General features: G+C 61.4%; 15 protein-coding genes. 8 read left to right on the top strand and 7 right to left on the bottom strand.

Features of this window, described 5'->3' with window-relative positions; genetic code table 11:
- Positions 1-33: 33 nt before the first annotated feature.
- A complete protein-coding gene (locus KTR60_RS26825; RefSeq protein WP_042451559.1) occupies positions 34-1,245 on the top strand; it encodes a PucR family transcriptional regulator in 1,212 nt (403 codons plus the stop codon).
- Here the strand turns inward: KTR60_RS26825 and KTR60_RS26820 are convergent, their stop codons facing one another.
- The gene (locus KTR60_RS26820; RefSeq protein ID WP_228401443.1) at positions 1,246-2,073 is read right to left on the bottom strand and encodes an SDR family oxidoreductase; all 828 of its coding nucleotides are present in this window, start codon (positions 2,071-2,073) and stop codon (positions 1,246-1,248) included. It abuts the gene before it with no gap.
- Positions 2,074-2,237: 164 nt separating this feature from the next.
- On the opposite strand from KTR60_RS26820, the gene KTR60_RS26815 reads away from it, so the two are divergent.
- Positions 2,238-3,470 carry a PucR family transcriptional regulator gene (locus tag KTR60_RS26815; RefSeq protein ID WP_042451555.1) on the top strand — a complete coding sequence of 411 codons (1,233 nt, stop codon included), beginning with the start codon at positions 2,238-2,240 and terminating at the stop codon, positions 3,468-3,470.
- A gap of 4 nt (positions 3,471-3,474) precedes the next feature.
- Here KTR60_RS26815 and KTR60_RS26810 read toward each other — a convergent pair whose 3' ends face one another.
- A complete protein-coding gene (locus tag KTR60_RS26810; protein ID WP_030536118.1) occupies positions 3,475-3,822 on the bottom strand; it encodes a hypothetical protein in 348 nt (115 codons plus the stop codon).
- A gap of 225 nt (positions 3,823-4,047) precedes the next feature.
- Between KTR60_RS26810 and KTR60_RS26805 the strand changes: the two genes are divergently transcribed.
- A complete protein-coding gene (locus KTR60_RS26805; protein ID WP_003942925.1) occupies positions 4,048-5,133 on the top strand; it encodes a TerC family protein in 1,086 nt (361 codons plus the stop codon).
- Positions 5,134-5,194: 61 nt separating this feature from the next.
- Here KTR60_RS26805 and KTR60_RS26800 read toward each other — a convergent pair whose 3' ends face one another.
- On the bottom strand, positions 5,195-6,241 hold the full coding sequence (locus tag KTR60_RS26800; protein WP_047269440.1) for an NADP-dependent oxidoreductase: 1,047 nt from the start codon (positions 6,239-6,241) through the stop codon (positions 5,195-5,197).
- 368 nt (positions 6,242-6,609) lie between these two features.
- On the opposite strand from KTR60_RS26800, the gene KTR60_RS26795 reads away from it, so the two are divergent.
- Both KTR60_RS26795 and KTR60_RS26790 read left to right on the top strand, forming a co-directional pair.
- The gene (locus KTR60_RS26795) at positions 6,610-7,875 is read left to right on the top strand and encodes a cytochrome P450 (protein ID WP_228401442.1); all 1,266 of its coding nucleotides are present in this window, start codon (positions 6,610-6,612) and stop codon (positions 7,873-7,875) included.
- Positions 7,876-8,013: 138 nt separating this feature from the next.
- Positions 8,014-8,595: a PadR family transcriptional regulator gene (locus KTR60_RS26790; RefSeq protein ID WP_050656919.1), complete on the top strand. Its 582-nt coding sequence runs from the start codon at positions 8,014-8,016 to the stop codon at positions 8,593-8,595.
- Between the two features lie 108 nt (positions 8,596-8,703).
- On the opposite strand, the gene KTR60_RS26785 is transcribed toward KTR60_RS26790, so the two are convergent.
- Positions 8,704-9,426: an IclR family transcriptional regulator gene (locus tag KTR60_RS26785; protein WP_007730520.1), complete on the bottom strand. Its 723-nt coding sequence runs from the start codon at positions 9,424-9,426 to the stop codon at positions 8,704-8,706.
- Positions 9,427-9,706: 280 nt separating this feature from the next.
- Between KTR60_RS26785 and KTR60_RS26780 the strand changes: the two genes are divergently transcribed.
- Positions 9,707-10,633 (top strand): alpha/beta hydrolase, encoded by a 927-nt coding sequence (locus KTR60_RS26780; protein WP_228401441.1) that lies wholly within the window; start codon positions 9,707-9,709, stop codon positions 10,631-10,633.
- Between the two features lie 5 nt (positions 10,634-10,638).
- Here the strand turns inward: KTR60_RS26780 and KTR60_RS26775 are convergent, their stop codons facing one another.
- Both KTR60_RS26775 and KTR60_RS26770 read right to left on the bottom strand, forming a co-directional pair.
- Positions 10,639-11,289: a Dabb family protein gene (locus KTR60_RS26775; protein WP_063315528.1), complete on the bottom strand. Its 651-nt coding sequence runs from the start codon at positions 11,287-11,289 to the stop codon at positions 10,639-10,641.
- Positions 11,282-11,629, bottom strand: coding sequence for a hypothetical protein (locus KTR60_RS26770; protein ID WP_007730530.1), 348 nt, complete (start codon positions 11,627-11,629; stop codon positions 11,282-11,284). The genes KTR60_RS26775 and KTR60_RS26770 overlap by 8 nt, the downstream gene beginning before the upstream one ends.
- A gap of 241 nt (positions 11,630-11,870) precedes the next feature.
- Here KTR60_RS26770 and KTR60_RS26765 point away from each other — a divergent pair, with 241 nt between their 5' ends.
- The gene (locus KTR60_RS26765) at positions 11,871-12,758 is read left to right on the top strand and encodes an SDR family NAD(P)-dependent oxidoreductase (protein ID WP_058038475.1); all 888 of its coding nucleotides are present in this window, start codon (positions 11,871-11,873) and stop codon (positions 12,756-12,758) included.
- A gap of 47 nt (positions 12,759-12,805) precedes the next feature.
- Positions 12,806-13,669: an SDR family NAD(P)-dependent oxidoreductase gene (locus KTR60_RS26760; RefSeq protein ID WP_007730535.1), complete on the top strand. Its 864-nt coding sequence runs from the start codon at positions 12,806-12,808 to the stop codon at positions 13,667-13,669.
- Positions 13,670-13,696: 27 nt separating this feature from the next.
- Here KTR60_RS26760 and KTR60_RS26755 read toward each other — a convergent pair whose 3' ends face one another.
- Positions 13,697-15,193, bottom strand: a complete 1,497-nt coding sequence (locus tag KTR60_RS26755) for an MFS transporter (RefSeq protein ID WP_202426560.1) — start codon at positions 15,191-15,193, stop codon at positions 13,697-13,699.
- Positions 15,194-15,305 lie beyond the last annotated feature (112 nt).

Genomic DNA, 15,305 nt, shown 5'->3' with positions numbered 1-15,305 from the left:
AGGCAATGCTGCCGGCAGTGAGAGAATGCGAGGGTGAGCCGAACCGGGGTACCTGACGACGCCATACGCCGGGTTGCCGCGGCGGGGGCCGATGACGCCGGTGGCCTGCCCGTCGAACTGCTGGGTGATTTCCTCGACGTGCTCAGCGACGCTGTCTGTGAAGGGAAACCGCTGCAGCGTCGCCAGCTGCACCGCTTCCGCGCTCGCGGGGAAGAAGCAGCGCAGCAGGGTGTCGCCCTGCGAGCCCTGCTCGATCTGTATCTCTCCTCGGCCTGGCGTCTGTGGCGTGAACTGCCTGCTGTTATTGCGGCACAATCGGATCCGAACGCCGTCGTCGCGGCCGGCGAAGTGATGCTGCGTGCCGTCGACGATGCCGTCGCCGAACTGGCCGAAGGTTTTCAGTTGGCCAGGCGTTCTCTGGTCCGCTCGCAGGTATCGGCACGCCGCGAGTTCGTCGACGACTTGTTGACCGGCGGCGCTGACGTCGTCGGATTGTTGGATCGCGCTTCAGGATTCGGTCTCCACCTCAGTGGTCCGCATGCCGTGGCGGTAGTGACCGCCGCCCGTGAGTTCACCGACGATAACCCTTTGGTGCGCGCCGTCGAACGTGCCGTTCTGGGTAGCAAGGGTGACGCCGACGCGTTGGTCGCCAGCAAGAGCGGCAAACTGGTGGTCGTTTTCGCGGCGCCGGATCGCGATGCCGTCGACCACGTGCTGGCAGGGATTCGGTCGGCTCTCGGACCGGGGACCGATGACGTTGGGCGAGTGCAGTTGCAGCGGCGTCCTTTGGACGGCACGTGGCAGATCGCTGTCGGGCGCCCTCGAACCACCGCTTCGGGCGTGGTGGCGTCGTACCGGGAGGCGCTGGACGCACTGGACCTGGCGCAGCGCCTGTCGTTGACCGCACCGATCATCGATGCTCGTGACCTGCTGGTCTACCGGGTTCTGGTCAACGACAGACCGGCGGTCACCGACCTGATCCACACCCTTCTCACACCGCTGCTCGAGGCGCGTGGTGGCGCTGGACCGATGATCGACACACTGCTCGCGTACTTTTCCGCCGGCGGCAATACGGCTAAGACCGCCCGAGACCTGCATTTGTCCGTCCGCGCCGTGACGTACCGGTTGGACCGCATCCGTGAACTCACCGGTCAGAACGTCAACGATCCCAACGACAGCTTCGCGCTCCACGCTGCCGTACTGGGTGCGAAGCTGCTCGACTGGCCGGCCACCGAGCTGACCTGATCAGCTTGCGCGGGCGCGTTCTTCGTAGGCAGCACGTGCCGCGGTGTCGACGTCGCCGAGAAACTGCGTCTCGACGCCGAACAGTCGGCTCAATGCCTCGTACGGCCGCCGGGGGAAGAAGCCCTGTGCCTGCACGAGCAGCCCGGACACCCGCGTAATACGTACGCGTGGAAGCGGTTTGGTGATCAAGCCGACGACGGCTTCGGCGATTTCCTCCGGCTGAACCTCTCGGAATCCCTTCATTCCCGAAGTGCCCGAGGTGAGTTGGGTGTTGGTGAGCGTCGGCAGCACGGACGAGATGTGAACTCCGGTGCCACGAACTTCCTTGCGGACAGAATCGGTGAAGCCCAACACCGCATGCTTGGCGCCGCAGTACGTCGACAAACCGGGGCACGGGAGTTCGCCTGCAAGCGAAGCGATGTTGATGACGTGTCCACGTCCGCGCGGAAGCATCCGTCGCAATGCGAGCTTGGTTCCCGTGATCACGCCGAGGACGTCGATCTCGATGATGCGTCTGGTCACGGAGTCGTCCTCGTCGACGATCCGTCCGACCGGCATGATGCCCGCATTGTTGACCAGCACGTCGATCGGGCCGAGTTCACCTTCGACGGTGTCGAGGAAGTCGAAGAACGAGGCGGGGTCGGTGACGTCGAGGCGCCCGAACGTGCGGATGCCCAAATCCTTGGCTGCTCGCGCGAGAGTGGCTTCGTCGATGTCGCCGATCGCGACCGTCGCACCCAGGCTGATCAGCCGCTTCGCGGTGGCGTATCCGATGCCCCGGGCGCCGCCGGTGATGACCACTACCTGACCGTCGAAAGGTTTGTTCATTTACTCCAGCGTCTCCAAAGATAGGGGTTGGTTGCAGTGAGATGAATCTGCAGTGAGATGTGATTGTGGACCAGTCGAAACCGGGTTGCTAGGGCTTCTTGGCCGAAGTGAGACGATAGATTTGTGACTAAGTCACAATCAGGGTGACAAGTCGGGGAGGCGCCATGGACACATCGGAGTTGGACGGCTGGATTGCAAATCTCGCGCCCATCTATCTCCAGCCGGAGGTGATCGACGGTTTCGTTCAACGCATCGACGACGCCATTGCGGTGGCCAATCCTGAAGTGGCGGGTGATCGGGAGCTACGACGCGATGTGGATGCGAGCACTGCGGCGCAGCTTCGCGTCATCGTGGCCGCGATCGCGGGCGGTTCCCAGGAGGTCACGCCGCCGCCGGAGTCGGTTGCGCTTGCACTCACCGTTGCCAGGCGCGGTATGGATCTTCGAGTCCTGCTCAAGATCTACGGTGCCGGACGCCTCGCGATGCTGGGCTTCGTCGACGAGTCGATAGAAGCACTCCCGATCGGTCCGGAACTCAAGCGCGCACTTCTGGTCCGAGTGTGGGGTTCGGCGATGAGATGGCTGGAAGTGACCACCGAATTGTTGGTGGCAACGTATGCGAAGGAGCGTGAGAGCTTGGCGCGCGGCGCTTTTGCGCGTCGGTCCGAGACGGTGCACGCGATTGTCGCAGGCGAAGCACTTCACTCCGATGAGGTGTCGCAGATTCTCGACTACCCGATGCGGCGCCACCACACTGCGTTTGTTCTCTGGACGGACGACACCGATCCGGCCGCCGACGTATTGGCCCGATTGGACTCGTATGCGCGTTCCTTTGTGGACGAGTCGAATGCCGAGCGCGTGCTGACGCTGCCTTCGGGGGCGCGCGAGGTGTGGTCGTGGGTCGCGCATTTCGACGACCATGAGTGGGCGGCGCTCGATCGTGCTCGGAATTCGGATCTTCGTGTCGCGGTGGGGGCCAGCGGTTACGGAATGGAAGGATTCGCGCGCAGTCACCGCGAGGCTCTCGCCGCGCAGCGCATCGCGGTCCGTTCCACGGGTTCGCCGGGGGTCACCGTCTACGAAGATGTTCAGGTTCCCTGTCTGCTCACCGAAGATCTGGACGAACTGCGTGCGTTGGTGGCTCGGGAATTGAAAGGCCTCGCCGGCGCGGACGGCGTCACGACGCGTATCCGAGACACCGTTCGGGTCTATTACGAGAACAATTGCACTGCAGCCGCTACCGCCGTGGCGCTCGGTCTGCACAAGAACACCGTGCGGTATCGACTCGATCAGGCCGAAAAGCTGTTAGACCGCAGCGTGGACCAGCGTCGGCTGCCAACAGAGTTGGCGCTCATCGCGCTGGAGAGCTACGGAGCCGCCCTCCTGGCGAACCCGTGACTCGCTACTGCATGTCGTCGAGCCCGGGGAGCGAATAGCCGGAGCTGTCATCCCAATCGGCGGGGGTGTCGTCGAGTGAAACGTCCCAGTCTGCGTCGGGCACCGCTCGCCGGAGTTCGGTCAGAGCGTTGAACCAGTAGACGAGCGAAGGGATTACCTCGGTCGGGTCGCTCGAGATCTTTGTCGAACCGTTGAGCAGAGTGTCGGGGATATCCGACGGATAGAGGTCCAGGACCTCGTAGTCGAACGGAAATTCGTCGTTGTGGACGGCGATGAGTCGGTCGACTTCGGCCTTCTCGTCGTCGGTCAGCGGTGTGGTGCGAACGGCGGAGTAGTACAACGAGGTGCTCATGCTTGCCAGGCTAGAACAAGATGCCGTCCAGCGGCGGTTTCGGACCCAACACCCTCAGATTGCATGGTTTCGGCAACTTCAGGTGTGAAAGTCGTCGATATTTCGACCGGGATGGATAGAAGTCGGCAAGGAACACTGGAGAAGACGGCGAGACGGCCGTCCGAACCCAGTGAAGGAGCTCCCCGTGACCGCAGTCATCAGTGCCATTCGGGTAGGTGGTCAGCGATGAACGTTCCCATGTGGGCGTGGGCCGCGTTCGCCGCAGTCATCGTCGTCATGTTGCTCATCGACCTGCTCGCCCACCGCGGCGCGCACGTCATCGGCTTCAAGGAAGCGGCCTGGTGGAGTGCACTCTGGGTCGGTTTGTCTCTCGTATTCGCGGTGGTCGTCACCCTGACCTTGGGGGTGAACTCGGGCGTCGAATTCACCACGGCCTGGCTGTTGGAGAAGAGCCTCTCCGTCGACAACCTGTTCGTGTTCGCCCTGATCTTCGGTTACTTCAAGGTGCCCCGTGAATACCAGCACCGCGTGTTGTTCTTCGGTGTCATCGGCGCCCTGATCTTCCGCGGTATCTTCCTCGCCGCCGGCGTTGCCGTGGTCAGCAAGTTCACGGCCGTGCTGTTCGTCTTCGCCGCCATCCTGCTCTACAGCGCCTACAAGCTGCTCAAGGACGACGACGAGAACTTCGATCCGGGAACCTCGCTGGCGGTTCGCTTGCTGCGCAAGATCATGCCGGTCCGTGAGGAATACGCAGGAACCAAGTTCTTCGTCAAGGAAGCCGGAAAGCGCGTCGCAACACCACTGTTCGCCGTCGTCGTCGCCATCGAAGCTGCCGACCTCGTGTTCGCAGTCGACAGTGTCCCGGCAGTGCTGGCAGTGAGTGACGATCCATTCATCGTGTACTCCAGCAACGCGTTTGCGATCTTGGGTCTGCGTGCCCTGTACTTCCTGCTCTCGGGCCTGCTCGAGAAGTTCCACTACCTGTCCAAGGGTCTGTCGATCATCCTCGCCTTCATCGGCGTGAAGCTGATCATGCAGGCCAGCCACAAGGTGATCAGCACGTCGATCCCCGAGATTCCCTCACTGGTCAGCCTCGCGGTGATCATCGTGGTGTTGGCAGGCTCGATCATCCTGAGTCTCAAGAAGCCGCTACCGGAAGAGCCTGAGGCCGAAGAGGTTGCGACCGGTGATGCACCGATCGACCTCGAGAAGTCAGGTGCTGACGGCAGCATCGAGAAATCCGGCGTCCAGCTCGCAACCGGCGAGCGCGACGACGATGACGACAAGGTAGATGCTCGGCCCAGAGGCTGACGCCTGATCGGCTGAACGAATCGAAAAGGGAGACCACACAACGACGTGTGGTCTCCCTTTGTCAAATCCTCACCAACTGCTTCCCCCGGTTGTGCCCCGAAAGCTGCCCGATCAAGGCCGCTGGGGCATTTTCGATGCCCTCGGTGACATCGTTGCGGTAGCGCAGTCCACCTTCGGCGATTCGAGCGGACGCCCACGCCCGGTACTCCGGGTACCGGTCGTAGTGGTCGTAGCAGATGAACCCTTCGATGCGTAGACGTTTGCGTAGTACAGGGCGTAGGGGAGGCCCGACTTCGCTTTCATCCTGGTTGTATTCGCTGATCATTCCGCACACGACGACCCTTCCGAAATCGGCCATGCGATCGAAAACCGCTCGCGTGATCGAGCCTCCGACGTTGTCGAAATAGACGTCGACGCCCTTCGGACACAATTCGTCCAACTGCTCGCCGATGTTCGCCGTCTTCCTATCTATGCAGGCGTCGAACCCCAATTCCTCCACAACGTATTCGGTCTTCTCACCCCCGGCGATTCCGATCACCCGGGCGCCCGCCAGCTTCGCGATTTGGCCTGCAACCATGCCGACTGCTCCGCCGGCCGCCGAAACCACGACTGTGTCTCGCTCTCGGACGTCGGCGACCAACCGCATTCCGCAGTGTGCGACAAATCCTGGCTGTCCTAGAATTCCGAGTTCATCTCCTAGGGAAGCTCGATTCTCCCTCGGTATGCGGTCCAGGGCAGCGCCTTTGATTGTGTGATAAACCTGCCAGTGCGTGCCGCCTCGAACCAAATCACCTGCCGCAAAGTCAGGATGCCGCGAAGAAATCACTTCGCCGACTGCGATGCCGTCCAAACCGGAGTGCGCAGGCACTACTCCAGCCAAGACGACGTCGCCGATACCGGCAACAGCTCCCAACGGCCCGGGGGCAGAGCTGGTGGACGGTAGGCGTCTTCGTATCGCCGGATCGATCGAAAGATAGTGGGCGCGGAACAGAACTTCGCCGTCCGCGGGCGGCCGGATCGGGACCTCGTCGATCCGAAAATCTTCTACGACAGGCAAGCCGCGGGGAGCTCGAACGACTCGCACAGCGCGGTTCACATATTCGGTCATGCGCAATTTCCAATCTGCTTCGACACCGGTTCGCATCACTTCTCGGGACGATTGCCCGGAATTGATCTCGCCGCCTTACTGATTCACGGCGAAGACGTCTGGGAATTCTGTCCTCGAGCAGCAAGGAGCGCACCTTCCCGCCCGCTCAGTGAGAATGTGGCAACCCGACGTCCGGAGCGCGACTTCATTTCCCATACAGCGGGCGGTTTGTTGGTTGCCTCGTAGTCCGACTGTGAAGCTCTGCGCAGTTCAGTTCAGCGCAGCGCTGACGCTCGTCACCAGTGGTATTCGGCTGTGGATTTTTACGAGGGCGTCAATGATCTGCCAGATCTTGTGTGAGTGATTTTGTCGAGGACGAGAGGTTGACTATGACTTCGCCGGTGGGTTCGGAGCGTGCGGTTCATGACACAACGGATTGGCTCAGAACGGGATTGGTCGATCCAACGGAGCCAGGCTTCCTGTCCGATCCGTACGCGCGGTACGCGATTGCGCGAGAAGTTGCTCCGGTACAACAGCATTCGAATGGCGTATACATGCTTTTCGCCTACGACGACGTGAAACGCGCACTGGCGGACAAGTCGCTGAGTTCGTCGGAACAGTATGCACTCGAGGCACCGCGCAATATGCGGATCAAGGCGGCCGGTGGCAGCGACGCCTACTTGTTGCGCCCATCGTTGTCGAAGCTGGATCCACCGGACCATCTGGCATTGCGCAAGCTACTGGCGCGCCCGTTCACGCCCAGGGCAATCAAGCGTTACGACGCGCGGGCGAAGGAAATCGTCGACGAGTTGCTTGCCGATCATGGACGGGGCTCCGAGATCGAGCTGGTGACGGAAGTTGCTCATCCGCTACCGATTCGCCTGGTCTGCGAAATTTTCGGTATCCCCGTACCTGCCGACACCGATACGATGTTCGAGTGGACCCGTAAGGGACTCAACCTACTCGATCCGTTTCTGACTGCCGAGCAGACCAGCGACTACATTTCCGCTCAGCGTGATTTCTCGGCACACCTTCAGGACGTTATCGCTTGGAAGCGCAACAATCTTGGCGACGACATCCTGTCGGACTTCATCTCCGCCGGCGACGAAGGCGAGATAATCGGGCCGGATCAAGTTGCCGCTACCGTGCAGACTTTGGTCATCGCCGGACTGGACACCACAGTCAATCAGGTCGGTCTCACCATGAATGCACTTATGGGCCATCGTGATCAGTGGGAACGACTCGTCGACGACAGGGCACTGCTCGATCACGCGGTAGAAGAAGTCCTGCGCTATGAGCCGACGGCGCAGTTGATGATTCGCATTGCTCCCGAGGATTACGCGGTGGGAGATGCGGTGATTCCGGCCGGAAATCACATTGTGACGTGGCTGGCGTCGGCAAATCGCGATGAAACTCGATTCGGTCCGAACGCGGACAGATTGGAATGGTCGAGGTCAAATGTCCGGGACCACATCACGTTCGGTCACGGTGCGCACGCTTGCCTCGGTGCGTGGTTGGCCCGGCTGGAGATCAAGACCATCCTGAAGGCGTTGATCGACAAAGCGCCGAAGACCGAGCTCGTCGACGGTGGAGTGACGTGGGGTGGCACGGCCTTTATCCGCGGTGTCTCCGAACTGCGATTGAACCTTTTCTGATTGCACGAATTCGTGAACAGACCACTCGGTGGGCAAGTCGGTGTCAGATGGTCGACGTCTTGTTAGTCTGGGCCGGTGCCTGATCCCGCAACTGCGTGTTACCCGGCATTGCCCGCGACAAGTTGGGCAGTGCTGGGAATGCTCACATTCGGAGAAGAACTCAGTGGCAGCGATCTGAAAAGCTGGGCCGACTGGAGCATCGGGTTCTATTACTGGAGCCCGTCGGTGAGCCAGGTCTATACCGAGCTCAAAAAGCTGGAAACGCTGGGATTCGTCAGTTCGCGGGAGGTTTCGGAGTCGGGTGGGCGTCGTCGACGAGTGTTCACGATAACCGAATCCGGTATCGAGGCTCTCAGATCATGGTCACGCCGATCGGAGATCGAAACCCCCGTTCTCAAACATGGAGTGATGTTGAGACTGTGGGTCGGCCACCTCAACGACCCCGATCAGCTCAAGTCGATAGTGCTCGATCACATCGACAACCTCGAGGCAAAGAAGCTCAAGGCAATCGAACACGCCGATAACTCGGAGAATGAACCCGCCTGGGCATTTACCGAGATGAGTCTGCGATGGATAGGCCGCCATTTTCAGATGGAGATCGACCTCGCCGCTCAGTTGCTCGATGACATCGATGAGGCCGCCGCTCGATTCGCGCAAGGCGACGCCAACGCTCTCGGCTTGCCGCAGCCCGTCAATGCCGGTAGTTGGAAGTTGATCTGAGCGTGCGGAGGTACAACTCTCCAGATTCTGCCCGACGCCAATAGAATTGTGCTGTCGAGGTTTTCGTGCCCAGTCTTCGTGCCCAGTCTTCGTGCCTAGTCTTCGTGCCTACTGAGCTCGCATGCTTTCGGTGGTCCGGACGCCCGCATTTCGCCACAGGGAAGCGGCTGTTTCCCGAAGAAGCCCGGTGAGAGGCGAGTTCCGCTCGTCGAGCGGCATTTGTCGGAGCGGTCCGCAGATCGACAGCGCGGAGGTCGCGACGCCGATCGGGCCGATCGGAGTGGCGATCGTGCCGAATCCGTCGATCGGCGTGTCACGGCCGTATCCCACGCCGGTTTTTCGGACCTCGTCGGCCGCCTCTCCTCGCTCGTTGTTGAAGGTGTGGAGGACCCTGCCGACGAGAGTTCCGTCTGCGCGCGTGCTGAAACCGATCCGATTCGGAATCATGCTGGCGAAACGACCTGCCATGTGGGCGCGGCACACCACATTTGAGCCGTCGAGAATCGTCATCTCGACGATCAGTCCGGTACGCCGGTGCAATTCGTACAGGTGCGGATGCGCAGCTGAGTGAAGTCTGTCCTGGTACACGGCCAACGAGCCGAGTTCCACGAGCCGCAACCCGAGCGTGTAATCGCGGCCGCTGCGGTGCAGCCACCGAAGTTGGACCAGATGGTCGAGTATGCGGTGGGCTGAAGACCTTGGAAGCCCGGTTCGTCGGACAATCTCGGCGAGGGTGAGACGATCTCGACCGCCGAACGCATCCAGTAGCAGAGAGACTCGGTCGAGGAAGGCGTTCGGCGTTGCGGGATCGACTTCGAGCTGGAGCGACATGTGTTCCCTCTGCTATCCCGTAGTCAAGTTGGACAACTGCCCTGGACAAGGCTATTTCGATTAGGAATGATGACATGTTTTTTCTGCTTTGTGAAGAAGGCCACCCTGTGGATCGGACGCCTCCGGTGCTCGTCGGCGGAAACGGACCACTGATCGGGAGAGCGGGTTCCTTGCTTGGTGGTGGGCGATCTACGTTGACGTGATCACACGCCAAGTGGACAAACGCGGATGCCGGCGCAGACGTAGTGCCACCCGCCGGGCTGAGAGACCAGGAGACGATATGACGATTCAAGCGGAAGTCACCACGATGCTCGCAACCCTCAACGCTGGATTCCCGGATGTCACCAGTGTCCCGCCGTCGGAGCTACGAACTCTGATTCGGAACCGACGTGCGCCGCTGACGGGTCTTCCCGACATGCATTCAGTCGAGAATCACGTAATCGACGGTCCCGGTGGAGATCTGGCAATTCGCGTCTTTCGTCCGCATGGAACCTCGAACGACGTTCCTCTCGTGGTCTTCGCTCACGGGGGCGGTTTCGTGTTCTGCGATCTGGACAGTCACGACGAATTCTGTCGATCGATGGCGCAGGGAGTCGGCGCAGTAGTGGTTGCCGTCGACTATCGGTTGGCGCCGGAGCATCCGGCACCGGCAGCCCACGACGACGTCTACGCCGCGGTGGCGTGGGCCAGCGAGCATGCTGCCGAATACGGTTCCGACGCAGGTAAAATCGCACTTGTGGGCGACAGTGCGGGAGGGAACCTCGCGGCGACCGTGGCTATTGCCGCTCGGGATCGGGGTGGTCCGGAAATCGCCCTTCAGGTTCTCATCTACCCCGTGATCGACGACGACTTCGAAACCGAGTCGTATCGGCTCTACGGCACGGGTCACTACAACACCACCGCAGCGATGGAATGGTACTGGCAGCAGTACGCGCCTGAAGGTCGCGACGACGCCCGTGTGATTCCTACGCGTGCGGAGACGCTCGCCGGTCTTCCGTCTGCTGTCGTCGTGACAGCCGAACTCGATCCGCCGTGTTCGTCAGGTGACGCGTATGCGCAGATGCTCGCGACGGCTGGCGTTTCGGTGCGCCATCATCGCTTCGAAGGATTGTTCCACGGCTTCCTCACTATCCCGTCTTTGTCACTGACCGAGCCTGCGCGACAGAAGCTTTGGGCGATGACGCGCGAGGCGCTCGGTAGCGAGTAGGCAGATCACTTCACTGTCAGGAGTCTCTCGGTGAGATTGCCGAACGTGTGACAGATTCTGTCGTGGACCACGGCCTCGGGACATTCGGGGTCGAACCACCGGTCCACCACTGCCCAGTGAATCGGATGATCGAGGTACTGGGTCTGCAGTGAGCCGAGGTCGGTGAACTCCTGCTCCCAGACATGAGTCCATGGTGTGTGCCCGATCGCTGCGTCGACTCGGCTGAGACGCCAGGCGCAGATCGACGAGATATGGGTAGGCATCCTGAGCAGATCCCGTTCGAATTCCTCGAGTACGTCCTGGGGTGTGCCGGGGGATACCCGGATGAACAGCGCTCGGTACACCTGACCGGCGGCTTCGGCGCCGGAACGTCCCGTGGTCCCGGACGAGTACTCGGCACCGTGGAAGTGGTCGACGGCGGCGCAGCGCAGGCTGTCGTCGACCGCATCTCGGGCTGTCTGCCAAGCCATCTCGTCTTCGAACTGAAGATGGACGATCAGATCTCCGCCGTTGATGACGCCGGGAAGTGTCGTACAGACGAGACGACGCAGCGCGTTCGACGATTCGGCAACTGCGGCAATGTTCTTCACTGCAGCGGTCCACTCGTCGGCGCCCGCCCCGTTGGCGGCGTGCACGACTCTTGTCACGTTATACATTGCTCAGTCCTTCGATGTCCTTTGCTGCGGCGGCCATGGAGCGACTCCGTTCGATTATGAGCGGAGCCATTGCATCCCACCACTGCCTGAGGGTGGAGTCTCTGCGGCCCTGGCGCGTCATCGACCACCAGCCGGCCGTGCCGTCGACCGTCCAGGTGACGGTCAAGGTGTTCGGGTCTTGATCGCACCACAACGGAGGGCTGACGAGTACGTCGGCGAGTGTCATGCCGCGACGCTGTGCACTCGGCAAATACTGGTCGAGTAGCGCGTCGACGAACTGTCGACCGCATCCCGGTTTCGTGACTATCCGATCGATCACGTAGAGCGTTTCATCTGCCATTGGTGAAGATTACTTTCCCCTAACCCGTTGTGATGCTTTCGATCTCACACAGCGGGAGATAGCGGATTTGGTCATGTGCCCGGCATTTCGACACCTCCCGTCAGGCGGGAATCGTTGCTGTGCAACAGAATCGGATGATGCAACATGGCGGACAACGATTGCGTGAAATGCAGTCGAACTCAGGTCGAACACATACGTCATGTGTTCGATGTCGTGAAGTGGAAGAGCCTTGGAGGAGCAGTTGAATCACTCGCTGGTAGGGAAGACCGCGCTGGTGACCGGGAGCAGTCGAGGCATCGGCAGGGCGATCGCCAGGCGACTGGCGGCAGAGGGGGCAACCGTGGTCGTCACCGCACGGTCGGCTCGGCCTACCGCGGCAGTCCGTGCCGACAGTAATGTCGTCATCGGCGGTACGTTGTCCGAGACCGTCGAGATGATCGAGTCGCAACACGGTCGTGCACTTGCCATTCCGGCCGATCTCGAGGATTCCGAGGCTCGCGACGGATTGATCGAGAAGGTCGTCTCGCGGACCGGAGGTATCGACATCCTCGTGAACAATGCCGGGTTTGCCGACTACGCGCCGATCGAGAAGATGTCGCTGGCGACGTTCGATCGGACCCTCGACCACTACATTCGCGCGCCGTTCGCCCTGTCGAAGGCAGCCATCCCCTACATGCGAGAGCGCGGCGCAGGCTGGATCGTGAACATCGGTTCCTCGACGGGACTGAATCCGATCAGGCCCTTCCGCGACTACAACAAGACGTCGGGTGACGTGATTTACGCGTCGATGAAGGCAGCACTGCACAGGTTCACACAGGGCCTCGCCGCGGAGGTGCTGGACGACAATATCGCGGTCAACTCGGTGGGGCCTTCCACTGCGATCTCGACTCCCGGCGCCGACGCACTCATTCCGGATGGATACGAAACCGAGCCCGTCGAGTATCTTGCCGAGACGGTACTGGCCATGTGTTCTCTTCCCGCGGCCGAGCGGACCGGCCTTGTAGCCTTCAGTCTTCATTTTCCCTGGTATCAGGATCTGGTCGTGAAGGCGCTCGACGGGCAAGGGCTGATGCCCAGACGTGAGCCACCGACGTGGTGCAATCCCAACATTCTGCCCGAAGGAATCTGAAGTCTTTGTCGAGCAATAGTTTCGGCGACACAACCCGAGGAGTGGAGATGTCCCACGCTGAACGCCGGTTCGGTACCGGCACGGCCGTCGTGACCGGTGCGGGGGCCGGTATCGGTGCAGGGTTCGCCCGTCACCTTGCGCGGCTGGGAATGACGGTGGTCGTTGCCGACATCGACGAGGAGCGTGCGTCGCTCGTCGCCGAGGACATTCGCGCGGCCGGTGGGAGAGCTGACGTCCATGGGGTGGACGTAGCGGATGCCGATGCCGTGAAGAGGATGGCGGACAATGTGTTCGATCGTCACGGCAGCGTCGAGTTGCTGGTCAACAATGCCGGAGTGGAGACGGCCGGGTTGCTGTGGGAAGTCAGTGGTGCGCGGTGGAGACGGTTGATGGAGATCAACGTCGACGGCGTCTTCTATTGCCTTCGTGCTTTCGTGCCATTGATGTTGAAGGTGGGTAAGCCGGCGTGTGTGGCCAATCTGTCTTCTGTCGGCGGGATCAACAGCGCCGCGGTGCAAGGACCGTACATCGTCAGTAAGTTCGCGGTGCTGGCGATGACCGAGAGCTTGCACCAAGATCTGTCGTTGGTCGACTCTCCGATTCAGGTCAGTGCTGTTGTTCCACACTCGATCCGGAGTGAGATCTTTCGTGCGGCCCAGCGTGACGCGCCGACTACGAACGTCACGGCAAACGCTGTCTTCGATGCAATGCAACAGGCGAACGTCGAATCCGGACTCGACCCGCTCGATGCCGCCGAGCACATGACCGAAGCAATAGCGCGTGGGGACTTCTGGGTGTTCTCCGACGACGACGCGTGTCGGCAGTTCACCGACCGCCGAGCCGCTCAGCTTCGAGACCTGCTACCTCCCGCCGATCCTCGCACAATGCTCACACGCATGGGCATCTCGTGAATGCGGAGCTGTTCGGAGCAGGCCTGTTCACGCGCTGCCGTTGACAGACGTCGACGCACTCTTGGGGAGGCCTGACCAACCCACCAGGCCGACCAGAGCGAAAGCTACGGCGGCAGTGACGAAGGTGACGGTGAAGGCGGATTCGCTGGGCAGAGCGGATACGCCCTCTGGCAGGTTCGCGATGGTCATCGAGGCGAGAATCGTAGTCACCACTGCACTGCCCATGGCGCTGCCGGTGGAACGGGAGATCGAGTTGATGCCGTTGGCTATTCCACTCTGGTGTCGCGGAACGCTCGACATGATGATCGCGGGCATGGCCGCGTAGCCCAGGCTCACGGCGGCGCCGATCACGATGCCGGCACCGATGACCGACGCGGTGTGCGTGTGGTCGTACGCGAGCCAGGCGAACGGCACCGCACCACAGATGGCGGTGAGTCCCAGGACGAAGCGTGGCCCACGCACTCTGATGAGCCGCCCACCGATCGGTGCTGCGATCAGCGAGGCAATCGCACCCGGCAGCAGGAATTCCACCGACGCACGCAGAATGCTGGCGTCGAATCCGTATCCCGTGAGGGCGTGGGGAAGCTGCACGAGATAGGAGATGCCCAGGAAGTTGGCGAACATTCCGAAGCCCAGCATGACCCCCGCCAGATTCGCCATCATCACGGGCCGGTGGACGAACATTCGCATGTCGACCAGTGGTTCGTCGACGATCTTCTCGATCCAGACCCAGACTGCGAACATCACGATCGAGCCCAGGAAAACACCGATGGTCACGGGTGAGAACCAACCCCATTGGTGGCCTTGCGAAATCGACAACAGGAGCAGAAGGAGTGCAGCGCCCAGGCTCAGCGCGCCGATGACGTCGACGCGCCCGCCGCTCTTGTGCTTGGTTGCCGGAACCAGCGTGATGACGGCGACGAGGGCAAGCAACGCGAACCCGGTGGCCATCCAGAAGGCGTTGCGGTAGTCGGCATCCGGAGCCGATGTGAGAAGTCCGGTGGCTACGAGGGCGAGCCCGCTGCCGAATGCGAGAGTTCCGCTGACCAATGCCATCGCGCCGGGAAGCTTGTGTGGGCGGACCTCTTCGCGCAGGACCGACAGAGCCAGCGGGAAGATGGCGGTGGCGGTCCCCTGGAGGACGCGTCCGAGGATGAGAAGTGGCAGATTGTGTGCCAGTGCGGCGACGATCGAACCGATGACCATGACGACCAGAACGCCGACCAGCGTGCGCTTCTTGCCGTGCTGATCGCCGTAGCGGCCCAACAGGGGAGTGAAAACGGCGGCCGACAGCAACGTCGCCGTCGTCACCCAACTGATGCCGGCCGCGGATGCGCCCAGATCGGACTGAATACGCCCCAAAATCGGGACGGGCAGTGTCTGCATCATCGAGACGATCATCGCGGCCAGGCTGAGCGCCCCGATGATGACGGCCTCGCGGCGCGGCGATGTTACGACGGATACATCCGGGGTGTCGTGGACCGTTGGCTGCGCAGCGCTGTCGGTCGTCACTGAATTCGTCAAGTGGGTCCTTCTCGGGAATTACAAGAGAAATTGCTTAATGTGCCGAAGTAATTTTCTCTGGATGGTAAGTCCGCGAGATCGATCCCGTCAATGCTGGTCAGTGAGCCCCTGG

This window comes from Rhodococcus sp. C1 (assembly GCF_020809065.1).
In the GTDB taxonomy this organism is placed as follows: Bacteria; Actinomycetota; Actinomycetes; order Mycobacteriales; family Mycobacteriaceae; genus Rhodococcus_F; species Rhodococcus_F qingshengii.
The sequence above is the reverse complement of the archived record's forward strand: the minus strand, read 5'-3'. Positions and strand labels throughout refer to the sequence as shown.

What these genes read in the sequence shown, in the direction of transcription:
- KTR60_RS26820 (WP_228401443.1), bottom strand. Translation starts at nt 2,073, where the DNA reads ATGAACAAACCTTTCGACGGTCAGGTAGTGGTCATCACCGGCGGCGCC.
- KTR60_RS26815 (WP_042451555.1), top strand. Translation starts at nt 2,238, where the DNA reads ATGGACACATCGGAGTTGGACGGCTGGATTGCAAATCTCGCGCCCATC.
- KTR60_RS26810 (WP_030536118.1), bottom strand. Translation starts at nt 3,822, where the DNA reads ATGAGCACCTCGTTGTACTACTCCGCCGTTCGCACCACACCGCTGACC.
- KTR60_RS26805 (WP_003942925.1), top strand. Translation starts at nt 4,048, where the DNA reads ATGAACGTTCCCATGTGGGCGTGGGCCGCGTTCGCCGCAGTCATCGTC.
- KTR60_RS26800 (WP_047269440.1), bottom strand. Translation starts at nt 6,241, where the DNA reads ATGACCGAATATGTGAACCGCGCTGTGCGAGTCGTTCGAGCTCCCCGC.
- KTR60_RS26795 (WP_228401442.1), top strand. Translation starts at nt 6,610, where the DNA reads ATGACTTCGCCGGTGGGTTCGGAGCGTGCGGTTCATGACACAACGGAT.
- KTR60_RS26790 (WP_050656919.1), top strand. Translation starts at nt 8,014, where the DNA reads ATGCTCACATTCGGAGAAGAACTCAGTGGCAGCGATCTGAAAAGCTGG.
- KTR60_RS26785 (WP_007730520.1), bottom strand. Translation starts at nt 9,426, where the DNA reads ATGTCGCTCCAGCTCGAAGTCGATCCCGCAACGCCGAACGCCTTCCTC.
- KTR60_RS26780 (WP_228401441.1), top strand. Translation starts at nt 9,707, where the DNA reads ATGACGATTCAAGCGGAAGTCACCACGATGCTCGCAACCCTCAACGCT.
- KTR60_RS26775 (WP_063315528.1), bottom strand. Translation starts at nt 11,289, where the DNA reads ATGTATAACGTGACAAGAGTCGTGCACGCCGCCAACGGGGCGGGCGCC.
- KTR60_RS26770 (WP_007730530.1), bottom strand. Translation starts at nt 11,629, where the DNA reads ATGGCAGATGAAACGCTCTACGTGATCGATCGGATAGTCACGAAACCG.
- KTR60_RS26760 (WP_007730535.1), top strand. Translation starts at nt 12,806, where the DNA reads ATGTCCCACGCTGAACGCCGGTTCGGTACCGGCACGGCCGTCGTGACC.